Origin of the sequence: Skermanella stibiiresistens SB22, from assembly GCF_000576635.1 — a bacterium.
GTDB lineage: Bacteria > Pseudomonadota > Alphaproteobacteria > Azospirillales > Azospirillaceae > Skermanella > Skermanella stibiiresistens.
The window spans coordinates 121,723-140,806 of record NZ_AVFL01000017.1 but is presented as its reverse complement, the minus strand read 5'-3'; the positions used below and the strand labels follow the sequence as shown (position 1 = coordinate 140,806).

21 protein-coding genes are annotated in these 19,084 nt (G+C 65.2%); 11 read left to right on the top strand and 10 right to left on the bottom strand.

The annotated features are described in order from the left end of the window. Window positions 1–52: 52 nt before the first annotated feature. The 3 genes from N825_RS38035 to N825_RS21600 all read right to left on the bottom strand — a co-directional run bounded on the left by N825_RS38035 (window position 53) and on the right by N825_RS21600 (window position 1,990). Window positions 53–634, bottom strand: a complete 582-nt coding sequence (locus N825_RS38035; RefSeq protein ID WP_084164949.1) for a DUF4365 domain-containing protein — start codon at window positions 632–634, stop codon at window positions 53–55. Between the two features lie 48 nt (window positions 635–682). Next, on the bottom strand, window positions 683–949 hold the full coding sequence (locus tag N825_RS41025) for a DUF6471 domain-containing protein (RefSeq protein ID WP_425423747.1): 267 nt from the start codon (window positions 947–949) through the stop codon (window positions 683–685). Window positions 950–1,096: 147 nt separating this feature from the next. Continuing rightward, the gene (locus tag N825_RS21600; RefSeq protein ID WP_037456804.1) at window positions 1,097–1,990 is read right to left on the bottom strand and encodes a LysR family transcriptional regulator; all 894 of its coding nucleotides are present in this window, start codon (window positions 1,988–1,990) and stop codon (window positions 1,097–1,099) included. Between N825_RS21600 and N825_RS21595 the strand changes: the two genes are divergently transcribed. Next, window positions 1,970–3,109, top strand: a complete 1,140-nt coding sequence (locus N825_RS21595; RefSeq protein ID WP_245613193.1) for an MBL fold metallo-hydrolase — start codon at window positions 1,970–1,972, stop codon at window positions 3,107–3,109. The genes N825_RS21600 and N825_RS21595 overlap by 21 nt on opposite strands. Window positions 3,110–3,160: 51 nt before the next feature. Here N825_RS21595 and N825_RS21590 read toward each other — a convergent pair whose 3' ends face one another. The 5 genes from N825_RS21590 to N825_RS21570 all read right to left on the bottom strand — a co-directional run bounded on the left by N825_RS21590 (window position 3,161) and on the right by N825_RS21570 (window position 7,485). After that, the gene (locus N825_RS21590) at window positions 3,161–3,454 is read right to left on the bottom strand and encodes a hypothetical protein (protein ID WP_037456966.1); all 294 of its coding nucleotides are present in this window, start codon (window positions 3,452–3,454) and stop codon (window positions 3,161–3,163) included. 62 nt (window positions 3,455–3,516) lie between these two features. Then, window positions 3,517–4,302 carry an IclR family transcriptional regulator gene (locus tag N825_RS21585; RefSeq protein WP_037456964.1) on the bottom strand — a complete coding sequence of 262 codons (786 nt, stop codon included), beginning with the start codon at window positions 4,300–4,302 and terminating at the stop codon, window positions 3,517–3,519. 106 nt (window positions 4,303–4,408) lie between these two features. Then, window positions 4,409–5,140, bottom strand: a complete 732-nt coding sequence (locus N825_RS21580) for an SDR family oxidoreductase (protein WP_037456802.1) — start codon at window positions 5,138–5,140, stop codon at window positions 4,409–4,411. A 31-nt stretch (window positions 5,141–5,171) separates the two neighbouring features. Beyond that, window positions 5,172–6,338, bottom strand: coding sequence for a CaiB/BaiF CoA transferase family protein (locus tag N825_RS21575; protein ID WP_037456800.1), 1,167 nt, complete (start codon window positions 6,336–6,338; stop codon window positions 5,172–5,174). A 10-nt stretch (window positions 6,339–6,348) separates the two neighbouring features. Beyond that, on the bottom strand, window positions 6,349–7,485 hold the full coding sequence (locus tag N825_RS21570) for a type 2 periplasmic-binding domain-containing protein (protein ID WP_037456962.1): 1,137 nt from the start codon (window positions 7,483–7,485) through the stop codon (window positions 6,349–6,351). Between the two features lie 197 nt (window positions 7,486–7,682). On the opposite strand from N825_RS21570, the gene N825_RS21565 reads away from it, so the two are divergent. From N825_RS21565 to N825_RS21545, 5 genes are read left to right on the top strand one after another with little or no spacing between them, the layout of a single operon-like run. After that, complete coding sequence (locus N825_RS21565) at window positions 7,683–8,882, top strand: CaiB/BaiF CoA transferase family protein (protein ID WP_037456798.1); 1,200 nt, start codon at window positions 7,683–7,685, stop codon at window positions 8,880–8,882. Next, window positions 8,879–9,334 carry a MaoC family dehydratase gene (locus N825_RS21560; protein ID WP_037456796.1) on the top strand — a complete coding sequence of 152 codons (456 nt, stop codon included), beginning with the start codon at window positions 8,879–8,881 and terminating at the stop codon, window positions 9,332–9,334. Before N825_RS21565 ends, N825_RS21560 begins: the two co-directional genes overlap by 4 nt. 30 nt (window positions 9,335–9,364) lie before the next feature. Beyond that, a complete protein-coding gene (locus N825_RS21555) occupies window positions 9,365–10,345 on the top strand; it encodes a C4-dicarboxylate TRAP transporter substrate-binding protein (protein WP_037456794.1) in 981 nt (326 codons plus the stop codon). Window positions 10,346–10,369: 24 nt separating this feature from the next. Continuing rightward, window positions 10,370–10,951, top strand: a complete 582-nt coding sequence (locus N825_RS21550) for a TRAP transporter small permease (RefSeq protein ID WP_084164947.1) — start codon at window positions 10,370–10,372, stop codon at window positions 10,949–10,951. Further along, window positions 10,948–12,261 (top strand): TRAP transporter large permease, encoded by a 1,314-nt coding sequence (locus tag N825_RS21545; RefSeq protein ID WP_037456792.1) that lies wholly within the window; start codon window positions 10,948–10,950, stop codon window positions 12,259–12,261. Before N825_RS21550 ends, N825_RS21545 begins: the two co-directional genes overlap by 4 nt. Window positions 12,262–12,279: 18 nt before the next feature. Here the strand turns inward: N825_RS21545 and N825_RS21540 are convergent, their stop codons facing one another. Continuing rightward, entirely contained in the window at window positions 12,280–13,239 is a 960-nt protein-coding gene (locus tag N825_RS21540) for a LysR family transcriptional regulator (RefSeq protein ID WP_051512730.1), read from the bottom strand. Window positions 13,240–13,402: 163 nt separating this feature from the next. On the opposite strand from N825_RS21540, the gene N825_RS21535 reads away from it, so the two are divergent. After that, entirely contained in the window at window positions 13,403–14,044 is a 642-nt protein-coding gene (locus N825_RS21535; protein ID WP_037456789.1) for an FMN-dependent NADH-azoreductase, read from the top strand. 89 nt (window positions 14,045–14,133) lie between these two features. Here N825_RS21535 and N825_RS21530 read toward each other — a convergent pair whose 3' ends face one another. Next, the gene (locus tag N825_RS21530) at window positions 14,134–15,054 is read right to left on the bottom strand and encodes a LysR substrate-binding domain-containing protein (RefSeq protein WP_037456787.1); all 921 of its coding nucleotides are present in this window, start codon (window positions 15,052–15,054) and stop codon (window positions 14,134–14,136) included. 149 nt (window positions 15,055–15,203) lie between these two features. Between N825_RS21530 and N825_RS21525 the strand changes: the two genes are divergently transcribed. The 4 genes from N825_RS21525 to N825_RS21510 all read left to right on the top strand — a co-directional run bounded on the left by N825_RS21525 (window position 15,204) and on the right by N825_RS21510 (window position 19,084). After that, a complete protein-coding gene (locus tag N825_RS21525; RefSeq protein WP_037456785.1) occupies window positions 15,204–15,953 on the top strand; it encodes an SDR family NAD(P)-dependent oxidoreductase in 750 nt (249 codons plus the stop codon). Between the two features lie 50 nt (window positions 15,954–16,003). Next, complete coding sequence (locus N825_RS21520; RefSeq protein WP_037456952.1) at window positions 16,004–16,849, top strand: transketolase; 846 nt, start codon at window positions 16,004–16,006, stop codon at window positions 16,847–16,849. Then, on the top strand, window positions 16,846–17,868 hold the full coding sequence (locus tag N825_RS21515; RefSeq protein ID WP_051512729.1) for a transketolase family protein: 1,023 nt from the start codon (window positions 16,846–16,848) through the stop codon (window positions 17,866–17,868). The genes N825_RS21520 and N825_RS21515 overlap by 4 nt, the downstream gene beginning before the upstream one ends. 217 nt (window positions 17,869–18,085) lie before the next feature. Beyond that, window positions 18,086–19,084: a TRAP transporter substrate-binding protein gene (locus N825_RS21510; RefSeq protein WP_037456783.1), complete on the top strand. Its 999-nt coding sequence runs from the start codon at window positions 18,086–18,088 to the stop codon at window positions 19,082–19,084.

Below are 19,084 nucleotides of genomic sequence, written 5' to 3'. Positions count from 1 at the left end.
CCGCGAGACTTTATGTAATCTCGCAAGTCTACTGGATGTATATGTTCTCCGTTCACCGCCGACCCCTATATATTGGATATGTATCATCTGACAAATTAGTCGCCAAGTCAAGCAAACTGGCAGGAGAAAACAATTGATTGCGTGGAATATATATGGTTTCTCCAGAAATATTTTTTGATTCTGGTGCCGCACGAAGGCTTGTCCAGTAAGCACAATCTTTCATAAGAAGTTCGTTTGGAGATACATTTAGCCATTCCGTCGGGTTCTTGGGAAGAAACATAATTACAAGAATTCGCGCCGCTGCCAATGTTGAGCACCGTAAGTCGTTATACCTATCAACTCCCCTTAGGAAATAAGGTATGAAATCTCCCGCTTCTACGACAGGAAGTATCGTTGCTTTCAGTTGAATTTTTATATCAACTTCACTGCGCCATCCCCACAACCCCTTTGGTATCGGTTGCCACGCAGTGATCACAGCGTCAATTCCCGCGTTGTCCTCATGCCTGTCCCCGGATCTGCATGACATTCCAGCATATGAGGCCACAGCATGTAGGTAGGCATAGCTGAGTTCAGCCTCAACATTTTGACTTGATAGCGGCTTCACCGGAAGCGTCCCATGATTGTCTGGCTTCATCCAATCGATTTAGTCCTTTTGGTATAGTTTGACGTTGTTAACGAGATGCTAAAGGTGTTCCATCCGAACCGCTGGGCACCCTATCGCCTTCATACTGGCGAGGAAGAAGGCGGCCGTGAACCCGCCTCGACTGAGTTTGCTGGCGACCGATGCCTTATTCCCATCTCCTACAACCGCCGGGCCAGTTCCTCGTAGGTCACATCCCGCCGCTTCAGTTCGGCCCGGTACTCGCCGTCGATCAGCAGGTGGAGCGGTCGCTCCCCGCGCGTAGCGCAGACCGCCTGAGAAATGCGACCCAGGTCGTGAGGCCGTCATTGACGAGTTCGATGAAGCCCCCCCATGCCGGCCACCGCTTCCCTCCCGCATGGACCAACCACACGATACGGCCATCCCATCGCTTTCCACCGAGCCTCCGGATGGGTAGGTCAATGGCAGCCTTCACGCTTCATTGAGTGCCTTGGGTCATTGCCGGGTCGAGCTTCGAACGAAGTCGAGGAAGGCCCGCATCGCGGCACTGCTGTGCCGCTTGTTCGGGTAATACAGGAACCAGCTTGGTAGTCTTGGGCTCCAATCCGCCAGTATCTCGATGAGCGAGCCATCCTCGATGGCCGAACGGGCGTAATCCTCGAAGACATGGGCGATGCCTTGCCCGGCGACGGCAGCCTGAAGTTCCTGATGGGCCGAACTCAAGGTCAGCCGTCCCTCCGGGGCGATCTCGACGGTTTCATCGTTCTTCCCGAACGTCCATACCGCGAGGGCACCGCCGGGATAGCGGCGACGGATGCAGTCGTGGCCGACGAGTTCGGATGGAGCGGTCGGCCACCCGCGCTTGCGCAGGTAGTCGGGAGAGGCGACGATCGCATAGCGCAGGGGTTGCCCCAGCGGCATCGCGATCATGTCCTTGTCCAATTGACGACCGAACCGGACGCCGGCGTCGAAGCCCTGTTCGACGATGTCGATGATCGCCGCGTCACTGACGATCTCGACCTTGACCTCGGGGTGCGCTTCCATGAACGCGAAGGCCAGCGGACACAGGACATGGTCGACCGCCGGGCCCGGCGCGTTGATGCGCAGGGTTCCGGACGGTTGCTCGCGCAGTTGATCGAGTTCGACCAAGGCCAAGCGGATGTCGTCCAACGCGGGACGAAGCCGTCTCAGCAGGCGTTCTCCCGCTTCCGTGACCGCGATGCTGCGCGTCGTTCGATTGAGCAGCCGGATGCCGAGCGCTTGCTCCAGCGATCCCATCGTTTGGCTGATGACGGACGACGAGACACCGCGCTCGGCCGCGGCGGCCCGAAAGCCGCCGCACCGGACGATCAGAGCGAATGTCTCCAAATGATCGAGCCTCACCGTCATGATTGTTCACCCCATGCGATCACGTTGATCGTGTTTGATCGCCTTATCAAACCAGTGGTGCGATGTCACCTTCGTACGGGAACGGGAGAAACCAACCAACATCGGAACAACGTCCTGACACGAAGGAACGAGATGCTCACGATCAACCGACGCAAGATCATGCTCACCGCGGTGGCCGGCGCGTCCGGGACGCTTCTTGGCGGCGCGCTCCCCGGAGCGGCCACGGCCCAGCCGGTGGCGTCCGCTCCGATCGGAAATGTCGGCCACTATCGATTCCAGGTCGGCGACATCACCGCGACCGTGCTCAGCGACGGCCTGATCGGCGGTCCGCCGAAGGTCTATGCCGGAGACGCGCCGGAAGTCGAGTTGCGGGAGGTGTTGAGGCGGGCGTTCCTCCCCACCGATCACATGACCCTGAACCTGAACACCCTACTGTTGGAGATCGGCGGACGCCGCGTCCTCCTGGAAGCCGGTGCGGGAAGCACGATGGGGCCGAACGGCGGTCGCCTGTTCGACAATCTGCGCGCGATAGGGCTTTCGGCAGGCGACATCGACCTTGTCGTGATCTCCCACACCCATCCGGACCACGTCGGCAATCTGCGGACCGCCGATGGCGCCCGCGCCTTTCCGCGCGCGACCGTCATGGTGCCGAGGGCGGATTGGGCGTTCTTCGTCGAAAACGAGCCGGATCTCTCATACATGCCGGTGCCCGAGGAGTTCCGACGACGTTTCGCGGCCAATATCAGGGAAAGCGTGCGGCCCGTCACCCAGGGGATCGAGTTGTACGAGGCCGGCGCGGAGCTATTGCCCGGCCTGACGACGATCGCAGCGCCTGGCCATACGCCAGGGATGGCGACGTTCCTCGTTCATTCGGGTGGGGATCAGCTGCTTCTGACGGCCGACCTCGCCTACCACCCCGTGGTCAACATCGACCGGCCCTGGCGTCCCGGACCGGACCGCGACCAGGATTTGACCGCCACGACCTGTCGGCGCATCTTCGATCGGGCCGCGGCCGACCGGATGCTCGTCCTCGGCTTCCACTATCCCTTCCCCGGTCTGGGACGAATCCTGCGCACCGATACCGGTTACGCATGGGTGCCAGCCGGCTGGCGGTTCTGACCCCATGCCGGCCCGCCTGAACTCGCGGCGGAACACGTGCCTGGAGATCGATCAACGCAACCCTTTGACCCGCCGCGCCAGATCGCGGAGCGTCAGGGACTCCTCCATCTCGCCCCCACGGGCCAGTTCCTGGCGATGGGAGCGCAGCAATGCTAGGACGGCGGTCTTGTCGGAGATGCCGGGGATGGGGCGGCCCGCCTCATCGACCAATATGATCTCGAGGGCGGCGATGGCTTCGGCCACGAGGTTGATGGCGTCCAGCAACTCGCGATCGTCGCCGTCCCGGGCGTTCAGGATCGGTTCGAGCAGATCGGCTAGGCGGACACCCTTTTCTCTATCAGGCAACTTCGGCGACACCCTGTCATCGTGGATCGGTTCCAGATGCGGATATGGGGGCTGGGGCGCTGTCAGGAAAGACCGGCGCGCTCGCCGATGGTTTGGGCGTAGCGCTGGAGCACCGGCAGCATCGCCTCCAGGTCGGGGCCATCGGCGCGCTTCAAGGTGGTGATGATCAGCGCCGCCTTCACGTGGGATCGCGGGGTGCCGATCAGGGTCCCGATGTCCAGTCCGCCGACGAACCGCTCGCCATCGGCGATCTCATAGCCGCGCTGGCGGATGTTGAGCAGCCGCGTCAGGAAGGTGTTGCGCTCGTCCTCTCCCCGCTGGAAGAAGTCGGTGGCCTCGCCCAGCACCGCGTCGCGGGCGGCGTCGGGCATGTTGGCGAGCAGGATGCGGCCCGAGGTCGTGACGAGCACCGGGTGCAGCGATCCCGCCTCGACCGACAGGCGTATCGGCTTCGGGCTCTCCTCCTGCGCCAGAACGAGGATCTGGTTCTGGTGCAGCGTGCTGAGATGGCAGGTCTCCCGCACCTCGTCGGCCAGTTGCCGCATCAGCGGGCGCGCCACGGTGAGCAACTCGTCATAGGGCGAGTGGGTGCGGCTGAGTTCGAACAGCTTGAGGGTCAGGGCATAGCCGCCGCTGACCTCGTCGCGGCGTAGGTAGCCCCGCGTCTCCAGGCAGGTCAGCATGCGGAACAGCTCGCCGGGCTGGCGCCCAAGCGCCCGCGCCAACTGGGTCTGCGTCAGCGGCACCGCCTTGTCGGAGAGGTACTCGATGATGTCGAGTGCCTTCTCGACCGCGGGAACCGAGTATTTCGTGCGCCGTTCATCCGCGCTCAGCTGGTTGCCGTCCATGGTCCGTCGTTCTTCCTTGTCCGCGCCCGCCATCCGTGCCCTTGGGACTGGGCTGGAGGCGGCGGGGCCGGAGGCGATGCCGCCGGCCCCGTGCTGGACGCTTTTACTACAGGGCCCAGCCGCCGTCGATGATGTGGGCCTGCCCCGTCGTGTAGGTCGCGGTCGCCAGGTAGAGCGCCAGCTCGGCGATCTCCTCCGGCTTGCCGATCCGGCCGATCGGCTGGCGGGCGACGAAGGCGGCGCGGGCGGCGTCGTAGTCACCTTGGGCGCGCAGGCGATCCTGGAGCGACGGCGATTCGACCGTGCCGGGGCAGATCGCGTTGCAGCGGATGCCCTTGGTGATGTAATCGGCCGCGACCGCCTTGGTCAGGCCGATCACCGCCGCCTTGGTCGCGGTATAGGCGAAGCGGTTGGGCACGCCTTTGATGCTGGACGCCACCGACGACATGTTGATGATCGAGCCGTCGCCGCGCTCCAGCATGCCCGGCAGGACGGTCTTGATCGTCCGCATCATCGCCTTGACGTTGAGGTCGTAGGCGAAATCCAGGTCCTCGTAGGATGCCTCCAAGATGGTGCCGTTGTGGACGATGCCGGCGCAGTTGAACAGGACATCGACTTGCCCGATCTCGCCGAACGCCTTCTCCACGGCCGCCGTGTCGAGCACGTTGAGGACGCGGGTCTCGATCCCGGCGTCCTTCAACTCGGCCAGCTTGTCGGCGTTGATGTCGGTGGCGATCACGCGGGCACCCTGCTTCGCGAACAGCTCGGCGGTGGAACGGCCGATCCCCTGGGCCGCCGCCGTTATAACGGCGATCTTCCCGGCCAGACTTCCCGTCATGTCTCTTCTCCCATTATATGTCGTTTCCGATTCACAGATCGAACTCCCGGACGAGGGCCGCCGTGTGCTCTCCCACCTTGGGGGCCGCGCGCCCGGTACCCGTCCGTGTACCATTCAACCGGATCGGTGTCTTTGTCGTCCTGACGGCGACGCCATCTCCGCGCAAGACAGTCTGCACCATATCGAGCCGGCGGAACGCCTCGTTGTCCAACATGGTGGGCCAATCCAGCACGGGAGCGCACCACACGTCGGCGGCGCGCAACAGCTTGAGCCACTGAACATTGCCGCCGGTCGCCAGCCGATCGGACAGCATCCGCTTGATGGCGTCGCGGTCGCGGAACGCCGCTCCCGGCTCGGCGGCGGCGGCACCCAGCTCGGGCATGTCGAGCAGGCGCCCCAGCTTGTCCAGCGGCGTCATGGCGAGGGCGAGATAACCATCGGCCGTGCGGTAGACGCCATAGGGCGCCGCCAGATAGGCGTGGGCGTTGTCGACCTCCGCCCGCCTCGGCGGTCGGCCGCCATCGTTGAGGTGCGTGGTCAGCACCTCGAACTGAAGGTCGATCATCGCCTCGAACAGGCTGGTCTGGACCTCGGCCCCCTCCCCCGTCACGCCCCGGCGGATCAGGGCGGCGAGGATGCCCTCCATCAGCGCGTGCCCGGCCAGCATGTCGGCGATGGAAAGGCCGAAGGGAACAGGGCCGTCGCCGGCGCTGCCGGACAGCCACATGCCGCCGGACAGCGCCTGCGCCAGAAGGTCCTGTCCGGGCAGGTCGACCCAGGGGCCGTCCTCGCCATAGCCGGAGATCGAGGCGTGGACGATCCTCGGGTTGATCTCCCGCAGGGCGTCGTAGCCGAAGCCCAGCCGCTCGGCGACGCCCGGGCGGAAATTCAGGATCACCACATCGGCCCGCGCGATCAGCTTGAAGACGCGGGCGCGGTCGGTGGCGTCCTTCAAGTCGGCGCCGAAGCTCTCCTTGTTGCGGTTGATCGCGTGGAAAAGCGTCGAATCGCCCCCGACGTCGGTATCGGTCAGATAGAGCTGGCGGCAGATGTCGCCGGTTTCCGGCCGCTCGACCTTGATGACCCGCGCGCCCAGATCGCCCAGCCGCAGCGCCGCGGAGGGACCGGACAGGAACTGGCTCATGTCCAGCACGAGCAGGCCGTCGAGCGGGGGCGTCTTCATTCGGGAGGTTGGCATTTGGGGTGGCTCAAGGCTTCAGGCTGGCGCGGAACAGGGCGTTGAAATCGGCGACGAAGGACGCGGCGGACTCTCCCGACCTCAAGGCTTCGTTCAACCGATCCGCCGCCCGCTGCTGGAACGGCATGTAGCCGTCATGGCGCGGGCGGACCCAAGCGCCGTCCAAGGTCCGCTGGGTGTCGGCGTAGAAACCGGCGACCGGCTGGTTGACTTGCGTGTCCCGCCACGCGACGGCGTTGCCGGGCTGTCCTCCCGCGGCGGCGTAGGGGCCGCGCTGGATCTCGGCGCTGGCCACCCAGTAGGCGAAGGCGGTGGCGTCGTCCTGATGATCGCCACGCGCCGAGACTGCGATACCGGTCCCCCCAAGCGCCGAGCCCACCGGGCCTGCGGCGCCAATGGTCGGGATGTCGGAGAAACGGACGCGGCGGGGCCGGAAGCCGTCGAGCGCGTAACTGACATAGCCGTAGATCAGCGGCACGACGGCGATGGTCGAGTCCGGCGGCACCATCCGCTCGAACACGGCGATCGGGTCCATCTCGAAACAGGCGGGATCCAGATGGGAGACCAGCTCGCGGATCAGCTCGTAGGTCTCGGCGCCAACCGCGGGATCGACCAGGTCAGGTCCCTCGACGGCGCAGGGAGCGCCCAGATTGCCGGCCAGCGTGTAGAAGGTCATCAGCGAGTGGGGCGGGCGCATGGGGCATTGGACCCTGCCCCGCTTGGCCAGCGGAAGCAGGTCGCGCCACTGGGTGACGGGAGCGTCGATTTGATCGGGCCGCCACGCCTGGACCTGGGTCGCGGCGTCGATCGGGAAGGCCCATTGATGTCCGCGCCAGGTGTAGCTGGGGAAGGATTGGCCGACGCTCTGACGGGCCAGCGCGTCCAGCTCGGCCTCGCGGCCGGGGATGTCGAGCGGCCTCAGGCAGCCTTCGTTGGTGATTTGCCCGACATGGGGATGGTCGATCACGATCAGGTCGTAACGGCGCGCCAGTTCCTCGACCGGGAAGCTCTCGAAATCCTGGAGGGAACGGCGGTCCCACTCGATCTCGACGCCCGTCCTCTCCTTCCAGAGACGCGAGCAGGCGACCATCGGATCGTAGCCGCGCGGGTGATCCCAGGTCATGCCTTTCAGTCTGATCGTGGTCATCTCGCGCATAGCTCCCTTCTCGTCCGTTCCCTTGGATCGTTCATTTTTTGGTGAACGTCAAATTTGTGAGCGAACTTGATACGGATGAAGCGTCGCCGTCAAGCGAGAAAACATTTTGAACAGGTCCGCCGAAATGGATTGACTATATTTTTCTGTGAACGTTATTTTCGTATAAGAACGCAAAAAACGGAGCGGGGATGAACGTCTCACTTTCAGGCGGCACGGTGGCGGAGCTGCCCCTCTCGGGCCTTCTCGTTCTCGATTTCTCACAGTTCCTGGCGGGACCATCCTGCGCGCTGCGGCTGGCGGATCTGGGCGCCGACGTGGTCAAGGTCGAGCGGCCCCAGGGCGGCGACCTGTGCCGGCAGCTCTACGTCGCCGACCTTGCGCTCGATGGCGACAGCGCGCTGTTCCACACGATCAACCGCAACAAGCGGAGCGTCGCCGCCGACCTCAAGGACCCGGCCGATCTGGAGGCCGTCAAGCGGCTGGTGGCGCGGGCCGACGTGATGATCCACAACTTCAGACCCGGTGTGATGGAGCGCCTGGGCCTTGGCTTCGACGCCGTGGCCGCGTTGAACCCGCGTCTCGTCTATGGCGCGGTCAGCGGCTATGGCGACGAGGGGCCCTGGCGCGACAAGCCGGGGCAGGACCTGCTGGTCCAGTCGCTGTCGGGATTCGTCTGGCTGAGCGGCAACGCCGACCAGGGGCCGACGCCGGCGGGGGTTTCCGTCACCGACATCCTGACCGGCGCGCATCTGGCCCAAGGCATCCTGGCGGCGCTGGTCCGGCGCGGCGTGACCGGACGCGGCGGCCGGGTCGATGTCAGCCTGATGGAATCGGCGCTCGACATGCAGTTCGAACAATTGACGACCTTCCTCAACACCGACCGCGCGCAGCCTCGGCGAAGCGCCGTCGCCCACGCCAATGTCCACATCGCCGCTCCCTATGGCGTGTACCAGACGGCGGACGGTTACTTGGCGCTCGCCATGACCCCGGTGGACCGGCTGGCGGAATTGCTGGACTGCGCGGCGCTGGAACCCTTCCGGGACCGCTCGACCTGGTTCATCGAGCGCGACGCCATCAAGGCGGTCATCGCGGACCATTTGATGACGCGGCCGACGGCCGACTGGCTGGCCGTGCTGGAGGCCGCCGGGGTCTGGGCTGCCGAGGTCATGACGTGGCCGCGGCTGGTGGAACACGACGCCTTCAAGGCGCTGGACGTGACGCAGCTGATCGAAAGCGCCGGTGGCGGGACGCTGTTGACCACCCGCTGCCCGATCCGCATCGACGGCAGGATCCTGACGTCGCCGCGCGGCGCTCCGCGCCTGGGGGCGGACACGGCGGCGATGCTGGAGGAACCGATGCTTGATGGGAACGCGAGGGTTGGCGAATGATCGTCGAGGAATTCTTCGAAGACTACAGGATCGGCTTCTCGCGGCGCACCATGGGCCGGACGATCACCGAGGCCGATATCGTCCTACACGCCGGGCAGACCGGCGACTTCTTCCCGCACCACATGGACGCGCACTGGTGCGCCACGCAGGACTTCAAGCGGCGGATCGCGCACGGCACGCTGATCTTCAGCGTCGGAATCGGGATGACCGCCAGCACGATCAACCCGCGCGCCATGTCCTATGGCTATGACCGGCTGCGCTTCGTCAGGCCGGTTTTCATCGGCGACACGATCAGCGTTTCCGCGACCATCACCGAAAAACGCGATCACCCCAAGCGGAAGACCCACGGCATCGCGGTCGAGGCGATCGAGATCAGGAACCAGGACGCGGAGACCGTGCTGGTCTGCGAACACCTCTATCTGGTCGAACGGCGGACCCCGGCCGAGACCTGACGCCTCACAACGAATAACAGGAGGAAACACATGAAGAGCTTCAAATTCCTGGCGGTCCTCGGATTGGCCGCCTTCCTGACCGTGCCGGCGACGGCGCAGGAATACCGGCTCAAGTTCGCCACCTCGCAGTCGAACCCGAAGGAGCCGATCGTCCGCGCGATGAAGCTGTACGCGGACCGCGTCAAGGAGCGTTCGGACGGCCGCGTCTCCATCTCGATCCTGACCGGCGACCAGTTGGGTCCGCAGAAGAAGGTCAACGAGATGGTGCTGAGCGGCGCCCGCATCCTGAACGCGACCGACTATGGCCAGCTCAGCCAGTTCGTCGCCGACATGGGCATCGTCGCCGGCCCCTATATCTATCCCGACCTGAAGGCGTCGGACCGCCTGTTCTCCTCGGACGTCTACGCCGAACTGTCCAAGAAGCTGGAGGACCAGGGCATCAAGATCCTGATGCCGAACGGCTTGTTCGGCTATCGCCACGTGCTGGCGAACAAGCCGGTCCGCACGCCCGCCGACCTCCAGGGCGTCACCATCCGCGTGCCACCGGCCCCGATCATGCTGGAGACCTTCGCGGCGTTCGGCGCGCGTCCGACCGAACTGCCGTGGAGCGATGTCTACAACGCGCTGCAAACCGGGGTGGTCGACGCCGCCGAGGCGCCGTTCGGGGCCATCGCCAGTTCCAAGCTCCAGGAAACGCGGAAGGTCATCTCAAAGACCAACCATCAGATCATGTTCACCGCCTGGGTCACCAGCACCGCCTTCTTCAACAGCCTGGAACCCGACCTGCAAGCTATCCTCATGGAGGAGGGCAAGAAGGTGGCGGCCGATCTGACGGCCATGACGCTGGAGACCGAGGACCAATACGCCGCCGACCTGAAGAAGGCCGGGGTGGAGATCGTCGAGGACGTCGATGTCGAGGCTTTCGCCAAGGCGTCGCGCGGCGCCTATGACCGGGTGCCGAACCTGTCGCCCGGCATCCACGAGCGCGTCCTGAAGGCAATGGCCAACTGATCCGGCGATCCGAGGTTTCGTGAAATGACCGTCCGCCACCCCGCCACTCCCGGTTCCGCCACTCCCGTCGAGCGGGACTTGCCCACAATCCCGGACGGAATCCTGTCGGACAAGCAGGACGCCAGCCTGTTCAGCCTGCGGCGGGCGGACGAGGCGGTCGGCACCCTATGCCTGCTGGTGATCGTCGGCTCCATCCTGTGGGGCGTGCTGAGCCGCTATCTGTTCCCGCAGCCAGCCGCCTGGGCCTACGAGTTGTCCGTCATCGCCTTCGCCTATCTGGTCTTCTTCGGCGCGGTGGCCGGCGTGCGGCTGGGCAGCCACGCCGCCATCGACGTGCTGGTCACCACCTTTCCGATCCGCGCCCAACGCGCGGTGGACTGGTTCAACTATCTGCTGCTGGCGGGTTTCTTCGTCCTGATGGCGATCCTGTTCGCGTGGCAGACGGTGATCGGCCACGGCGCCCGGACTGTGGCGCTCGACCTGCCGCGCTCGATCGTCTACGGCCCCTTGGCGCTGGCGTCGGTCGGGATGCTGGTCCAGCACCTGATCGTCGAGCGTCCTTGGGCTCCGCGGCAGATCCCGCGCAACACGGAATCGATCATATGAGCTTCATCCACCTCGCCGGCCCCTCGCTGCTGGTCGCCGCGCTGTTCATGCTGGCGACGCCGATCACCTGGGCGATGGCGATCGGGGCCCTGTCGTTCTTCTTGCTGAACATGGATTCGATCCCGCTGTCGAACTTCGCCCAGGAGATGGCGGAGGGCAGCCAGTCGATCTCGCTGCTGGCGCTGCCCTTGTTCGTGCTGGCCGGCTGCATCATGAACGGCTCCGGCATCACGCGGCGGCTCATCAACCTGGCTGACGTGCTGGTCGGACACATGACGGGCGCCCTGGCGCAGATGTGCACCGTGCTGGGCACCCTGCTGGGCGGCGTCACGGCATCGGCCAACGCCGACGCCGCCATGCTGGCGAAGACGCTGGGCACCCAGATGGTCGACCGGGGCTACAGCAGGGCCTTCGCCGCCGTCATCACGTCGTCGGCGGCCATCATCACCAGCCTGATCCCGCCGTCGATCGGCCTGATCATCTATGGTTTCCTCGCGGAAACATCGATCGGCCGCCTGTTCGCCGCCGGCGTCGTGCCGGGTCTGGTGCTGGCCGGCGGATTGATGGTGACGACCCACATCGTGGCGCGCCGACGCGGCTACAAACCGCTCCGCCAGGAGAAGGCGACGCGGGCCGAGGGCATCAAGGCGCTGGTCGACGGGCTCTGGGCGCTGTCGATCCCGATCGTCATCTTCGTCGGCACCCGCTATGGCCTGTTCACCACGACCGAGTCCGGCGCCATCGTCGTGCTCTACGTGCTGGGCATCGCCGTGTTCGCCTATCGCGAATTCTCCATCCGGGACATCCCGGAGGTGCTGGCCGAGGCGGTGCGCGACACCAGCACGGTCATGATCATGATCTGCGCCGCGGCGGCCTTCGGCTTCTACCTCGCGTGGGAAGAGGTGCCCCAAGGCATGTCCGGCTGGCTGGCCGGCGCCACCCAGAACCCGCTGCTGATGCTGCTGCTGATCAACGTCGTGCTGATCATCCTGGGAACCGCGATCGAGGGATCGGCCGCCACCATCATCCTGACGCCGATGCTGATCCCGGTGATCGACGACGTGGGGATCGACCGGGTGCATTTCGGCATCGTGTTCATCACCAACCTGACCATCGCCGGCATCACGCCGCCGGTAGGCGGGCTAATGTACATCGCGTCGCAGGTGCTGAAGGTGCCCATGGCGGAATACGCCCGCGAGGTGCTGCCCTATCTGGCGATGATGCTGGTGCTGCTGGTGATCTTGAGCGCGGTCCCGCAGATCTCGCTGTGGCTGCCGAACCTGATCTACGGCGCCGCCGCCGTGCAGTGACGCAGCGGGTGAAGCTGATCAGTGGTTCCCGCCGCGGGTGGAAACCGCTCCGTCCGCGTCCGGGCCACGACCCGCCGGAATTGCGTTGAACCGGGCTTGAAGGTCGTCTAGAAGCCATGCGCCCGCGCGGCCCAGCGGACGATCCCGCATACGCGCGGCGTGGATTGTCAGGACACCGTGAGCGCCGGTGGGGTCGTCCTCGACCGCCAACGGGACGAGACGGCCTTCGGCCAGAAGCGGCATCACCAGATATTCGGGCATTCGGCACCAGCCCAATCCAGCGAGGAGGAAATCCAGTCGGCGCCCAAGCTCGACGAAGCGCCACACCTTCGTTCCAATGACGCCGTAGCTTGGACCGTCGGGCGCGGAGGGATCGGACAGCACGAGTTGGACATGCTCATCCAAGTCCGCGCGCGTGGCCGGCCGGCCGAGCCGGGCGAGGGAATGGGTTGGCGACACGACCGGTATCAGGCGCACGCCGAGCAGCGGCAGAGCGACGATATCCTCAGGCACGCCCGGCAGAAGCAAGCAAAAGGCGATCGACGCGTCTCCCCGGCGCAGTCGGCGTTCGGCGCCACGCAGCCCCTCGGTCGAAAAGCTCACCGGCAAGTGCGGAAACGCGCCCCGGAGCGCATGGAGGCTGTCGATGAGGGGTGCGGTGGGCACCATTGGATCGATCGCGACCGCAAGCTCGGGCTCAAGCCCATTCCGCGTGGCGGCGGCCATCGCTTCGAAGCGCGCCGCGCCCGCGAGGATGACACGCGCCTGGCTGACGAGCGCACGGCCCGCATCGGTCAGGTGTGGACGATAGCCGCCTCGGTCGAACAAAGTTATCCCCTGCGCGTCCTCCAATGTGGCGACGGCTTGGCTGATCGCGGACTGGGCACGGTGGAGTTTCCGAGCCGCGGCCGAGAAGCTGCCGGTCTCCGCGACCATCACCAGCACGCGTAGCTGATCCAAGGACAGACCGCCCAGCATCCATCATCCAATCCGATAGAGATGATCGGATCTTTATGTCTTTCAAGCATGTGTGTCCAGTGGGCAATCTGCGGTCACGCATGCGGCGCCGATTTGACGGTGATGCTCCCGACGAGCCGTCCCCGGCTTCCGCTTTGGCTGACCCAATCCTAGGATATCATCCATGCCTCAACTTCTTGTTGTCGAAACCAGTCCGCGCGGCGATCATTCGATCTCGCGCGATCTCTCACGCCGCTTCATCGCCGAATGGCGGGCGGCACACACGGATGGGCGAGTGGTCATCCGCGATCTGATGGAAACGGATCTGTCGTTCACGAGCGCGCCCTGGCTCCGGGCTTATTTCACGCCGCCGGAGCACCATACGGCCGACATGAAGGATGTGCTGCGGTTGTCGGACGATCTCGTCGCGGAGTTGCTGGCGACCGACCATCTCGTCATCGCCACGCCCGTCTACAACTTCAACGTCCCGGCGGCGCTCAAGGCTTGGATCGACCACATCGTCCGCAAGGGGCTGACGCTCGGGATGGACGGCAAAGGCCTCGTCGCCGGAAAGAAGGCGACCGTGCTGCTCGCTTCCGGTGGCGTTTACACCGAAGGTTCGCCAATCCGCGATCGTGACATCGCCACCCAATACCTGCGCCTGATCCTGAACGTCATCGGCATCACCGACGTGACATTCATCGCGGCGGGTGGAGCGAAGGCTGTCGATATGGGCGAGATCGGCAGGGAGGACTTCCTGGACAAATTTCAGGATGAGATCGCGGCTCGAACCGCCAAACCGGCCGCCGGGTCCGCCGCCGCCTGACGGCTGGTCCGCAGGGCGGAAAGGCGGTCCCTGACTGATTTCGAACCTGACGACCCGCGGCTGAACGTCATCCGCCCTGGGCGATGGCGTCACCGCGTCATGAACTGCGCGGCCCACTCGTGGGTCACGGCCAACTCGCCGAACAGCCAGTCGCGGAAGCTCCTGATGTTCGGCAGGTCGGCTTTCGAGCGAAGCGTCACGAAGCCATGGCCCTGGACCATGGCGCCCTCGTCGGCGAAGGGAACGATCAGCTTGCCGGCGCGAAGCTCCTGCTCCGCCAGCAGCAGGCTGTCCAGGCAGACGCCCAGGCCATCGACGGCGGCGCTGATCGCCATGAAGGAGCGGTCGAAGCGCGGTCCCCGCTCCAGGTCCAGCCGCACCTTGCGGTGACGCTTGCCCCAATCGCGCCAGCCCAGGATCGTGATCTCGGAATGGATCAGCGTGTGCTGCGCCAAGTCGGCGGGCTTGCGGATCGGCCGGAGGCCGTTCGCCAGCGATGGCGAGCACATCGGGACGATCCTGTCGTCGGGGAACGGGACCATGACAGCTCCAGCCGGCGGCGGGCCGGGATTGTAGCGGATGTCGACATCGACCGAGCCCTGGTTGAGATTGACCGGCATCACCGAGGCCTGGAGCCGAATGTCGAGCCCCGGATGCGTTTCCCCGAACTTCGCCAGCCGCCTCATCAGCCATTGTGACGCGAAGCTGGGTGTGGAGTGGACTGTCAGGACGGTCCCGGCGCTGGCGTTGGCGATGTCGCGCGTCGCGGACTCGATGCGCGCGAAGGCGCCGATCACTTCCGCCGCGTAGTATTTGCCGGCATCGGTCAGGACAACGGCGCGGTGGACGCGGTGGAACAGGTCGATACCGATCTGCTGTTCAAGCAATTTCACCTGATGGCTTACCGCCGAGGGAGTAACGGCCAGTTCCTCCGCTGCGACAGCGAAGGAACCGAGTCTCGCGGCCGCTTCAAATGCTTGAATTGCCTTGATTGAAAGCCTGTATCGCATCGCCGCATTCGCATGAAATCAGTTCATCCATCGGCGATATTATTCATTTGAGCAAATCATTTCAAGTAATTAAACTCATCTCAATGGTCGGGAGCCTGAACAGACAGACAAGGCCCCGCGATCCACAACAATATTGAAGGGATGAGGAAATGCTCCTGGCAAACAAGGTGTGCGTGATCACTGGCGCCGCGTCGCGCCGCGGCATCGGGCGGGCCACCGCCAAGCTGTTCGCCCTGCATGGCGGCCGCGCGATCATCCTCGACCTCGACGCCGGGCAGGCTCAGGCCGCCGCGTCCGAACTGGGCGAGGCCCATCGCGGCATCGCCTGCGACGTGACCGACAAGGACGCCTGCGTCGCGGCGATCCAGCAGGTCGTCGGCGAGTTCGGCCGGGTCGACGTGCTGATCAACAACGCCGGCATCACGCAGCCCCTGAAGTTCATGGACATCGCCCCCGCGAACTATGACGCCGTGCTCGACGTCAACCTGCGCGGCACGCTGTACATGAGCCAAGCCGTCATTCCCCACATGCGCGAGCAGCGCTCGGGCTCGATCGTCTGCATGTCGTCCGTGTCGGCCCAGCGCGGCGGCGGCATCTTCGGCGGCCCGCACTACAGCGCCGCCAAGGCCGGAGCGCTCGGTCTCGCCAAGGCGATGGCCCGCGAGATGGGCCCGGACGGCATCCGCGTCAATTCGGTGACCCCCGGCCTGATCCAGACCGACATCACCGGCGGCAAGCTGACCGACGAGCTGAAGGTCGAGATCCTCAAGGGCATTCCGCTGAACCGGCTGGGTGATGCCGACGACGTGGCGCGCGCCTGCCTGTTCCTGGCGTCCGACCTGTCCTCCTACATCACCGGCGCCACCATCGACGTCAACGGCGGCATGCTGATCCATTGATCGCGCCCTCAGAGTCCCCGGCCTCAGGGCCAATGTTTCCGGAGAAGATCATGGAAACCAATCCGATCGGACACAACGTCGATCTGGCCGAGCGCGCCTACCGCGTTCGCCGCAACGCGCTGCTGATGGGCGAGGTCCAGGGCCAGGGCTATATCGGGCAGGCGCTCGACATCGCCGACGTGCTGGCCGTCGCCTACTTCCACGCCATGCGCTACCGCCCCGAGGACCCCCATTGGGAGGAGCGCGACCGGTTCCTGCTGTCGAACGGCCATTACGCCATCGCCCTCTACGCGGCGCTGATCGAGGCCGGGATCGTGCCGGAGGAGGAGCTTGAGACCTATGGCAGCGACGGCAGCCGCCTGCCGATGTCGGGCATGGCCGCCTACACGCCCGGCATGGAGATGTCCGGCGGGTCGCTGGGCCTGGGCCTGTCGATCGCGGTCGGCATGGGGCTGGGGCTGAAGCGCAAGGGATCGTCGTCCCGCGTCTACACCCTGTTCTCCGACGGCGAGCTGGACGAGGGTTCGGTCTGGGAAGCCATCATGTCGGCGGCCCACTGGAAGCTGGACAACCTGATCGGCATCATCGACGTCAACAACCAGCAGGCGGACGGCCCGTCCACCCAGGTGATGGCGTTCGAGCCGCTGGTGGACAAGCTGGAAGCGTTCGGCTGGTTCGTCCAGCGGATCGATGGCAACGACATGGACGCCGTGATCGCCGCCTTCGACGCCGCCAAGACCCATGCCGAGCCGAAGCCCCGCATGATCGTCTGCGACACTCGCATGGGTTGTGGTGTTCCGTTCCTGGAAGCCCGCGAGAAGAACCACTTCATCCGCGTCGACGCCGACGAATGGCAACTGGCGCTCGAAGCCCTGGCCGCCGGGAGGAACGCATGACCTCGCCCAAAACCGCCTCGCCCAACACCGCTCCGGCCGCCAAGACGCGCCTGAAGACCTCGGCGATGATCGCCTCGATCGCCGCCGAGGGTCAACGGACCAAGCCGGCGCCGTTCGGCCACGCGCTGGTCGAACTGGCCAAGACCCGCCCGGAGATCGTCGGCATGACCGCCGATCTCGGCAAGTACACCGACCTTCACATCTTCGCGAAGGAGTTTCCGGACCGCTATTATCAGATGGGCATGGCCGAACAGCTCCTGATGGGAGCGGCGGCCGGCATGGCCCACGAGGGGATGATGCCGTTCGCCACGACCTACGCGGTGTTCGCGTCGCGCCGGGCCTATGACTTCATCCACCAGACGATCGCGGAGGAGAACCTCAACGTAAAGGTGGTCTGCGCCCTGCCTGGCCTGACTTCCGGCTATGGCCCGAGCCACCAGGCCGCCGAGGACCTGGCGCTGTTCCGCGCCATGCCGAACCTCACCGTGATCGACCCGTGCGACGCGCTGGAGATCGAGCAGGCGGTCCCCGCCATGGCCGACCACAACGGGCCGGTCTACATGCGCCTGCTGCGCGGCCATGTTCCCCTGGTGCTGGACGAGTACGGCTACCAGTTCGAACTGGGCAAGGCCAAGATGCTGCGAGATGCCGCCGACGTGCTCGTCATCTCGTCCGGCATCATGACAATGCGAGCCTTGGAGGTGGCGCAGGCGCTGGAGGCCGACCGGGTCGGCGTGGCGGTGCTGCACGTCCCGACGATCAAGCCGCTGGACACCGAGACAATCCTGCGCGAGTGCTCCCGCACCGGCCGCATGGTGGTGGTCGCCGAGAACCACAGCGTCATCGGCGGCTTGGGCGAGGCGGTCGCCGGCGTTCTGCTGCGCTCCGGGGTCGCGCCGAAGTTCCGGCACATCGGCCTGCCGGACGAGTTCCTGGCGGCCGGCGCCCTGCCCACCCTTCACGACCGCTACGGCATCTCGACCGACGCCATGTCGGCCAGCATCAAGGGCTGGCTATGAAGAAACCCACCGTCGGAATTTTGGCATAGCGGCGGACGTAGCAGCCGTAGGTCGGGTAGAGCGCAGCGGCACCCGACACCAACTCGCCTGCTTGTCGGGTGCCGCTGCGCTCTACCCGACCTACGGTTGAGTCGGCGCGTGCCGGCCAATCCCGGCATTCCGGACAACAACAATAAACCAGCGCGCGGTCCCGTGATCGCGGCAAGGGGAGGAAAACATGAAGAAGATCGGCATTTGCCTCGTGGCGTTGCTCAGCTTCACCGCCACCGCGACTTCTATCCCGGCCCTGGCACAGGCCCAGGAGGTCAAGCTGACGCTTGGCCATGGCGCCGCACCCGGCAACCCGCGTGACGAGGGCGCCAAGCGCTTCGCCGAGGCGGTCAAGCGGATCAGCAATGGGCGCATCGAGGTCCAGGTGGCCGGCAGCGCCCAGCTTGGCGACGACGTCGCCATGATCACCGGCATGCGGACGGGATCGATCGACATGTCGCTCAACTCGCAGGGCGCCGTCTCGAATGTGGTGCCGGAATACGCGGCGCTGGGGCTGCCCTACCTGTTCGACAGCGCCGAGCACGCCTGGAAGGTGGTCGATGGCCCGGTTGGCGAGGAACTCGCCAAGAAGGCGGAGGCCAAGGGCATGATCACGCTGGGCTACATGGACAACGGCATCCGGCACACCTCGAACAACAAGCGTCCGATCACCAAGCCCGATGACTTGAAGGGCCTGAAGATCCGTACACCGCCCAGCCCCGTCGCGGTCAGCATCTTCCGGGCGCTCGGCGCCGACACCCAGCAGATCAAGTTCTCCGAGCTTTACATCGCCCTCCAGCAGGGCGCCGTCGACGGGCAGGAGAACCCCGTCACCAACTTCTACTATTCCAAGCTCCACGAGGTGCAGCCCAACCTGGCGCTGACCGGGCACATGTACGAGACGACACCCTTCCTGATGTCGAAGCGCACCTGGGACAAGCTGAACGATGGGGATCGCCAGTCGATCCGGACGGCCGCCAAGGAGGCCGTCGAGCACCAGAGGAGCCTCGCCCTGGCGGATGACAACCGGCTGATCGAGCTGCTGCCGACACTCGGCGTCAAGATCACCCAGGTGGACCGCGCCGCCTTCCGCAAGGCCACGGCGCCGGTGATCGACGAGTTCGCCAAGAGCAACATCGGCGAGTTCGTCCAGACGGTGACCGCGGAGGCCCAGAAGCTCCGCTGA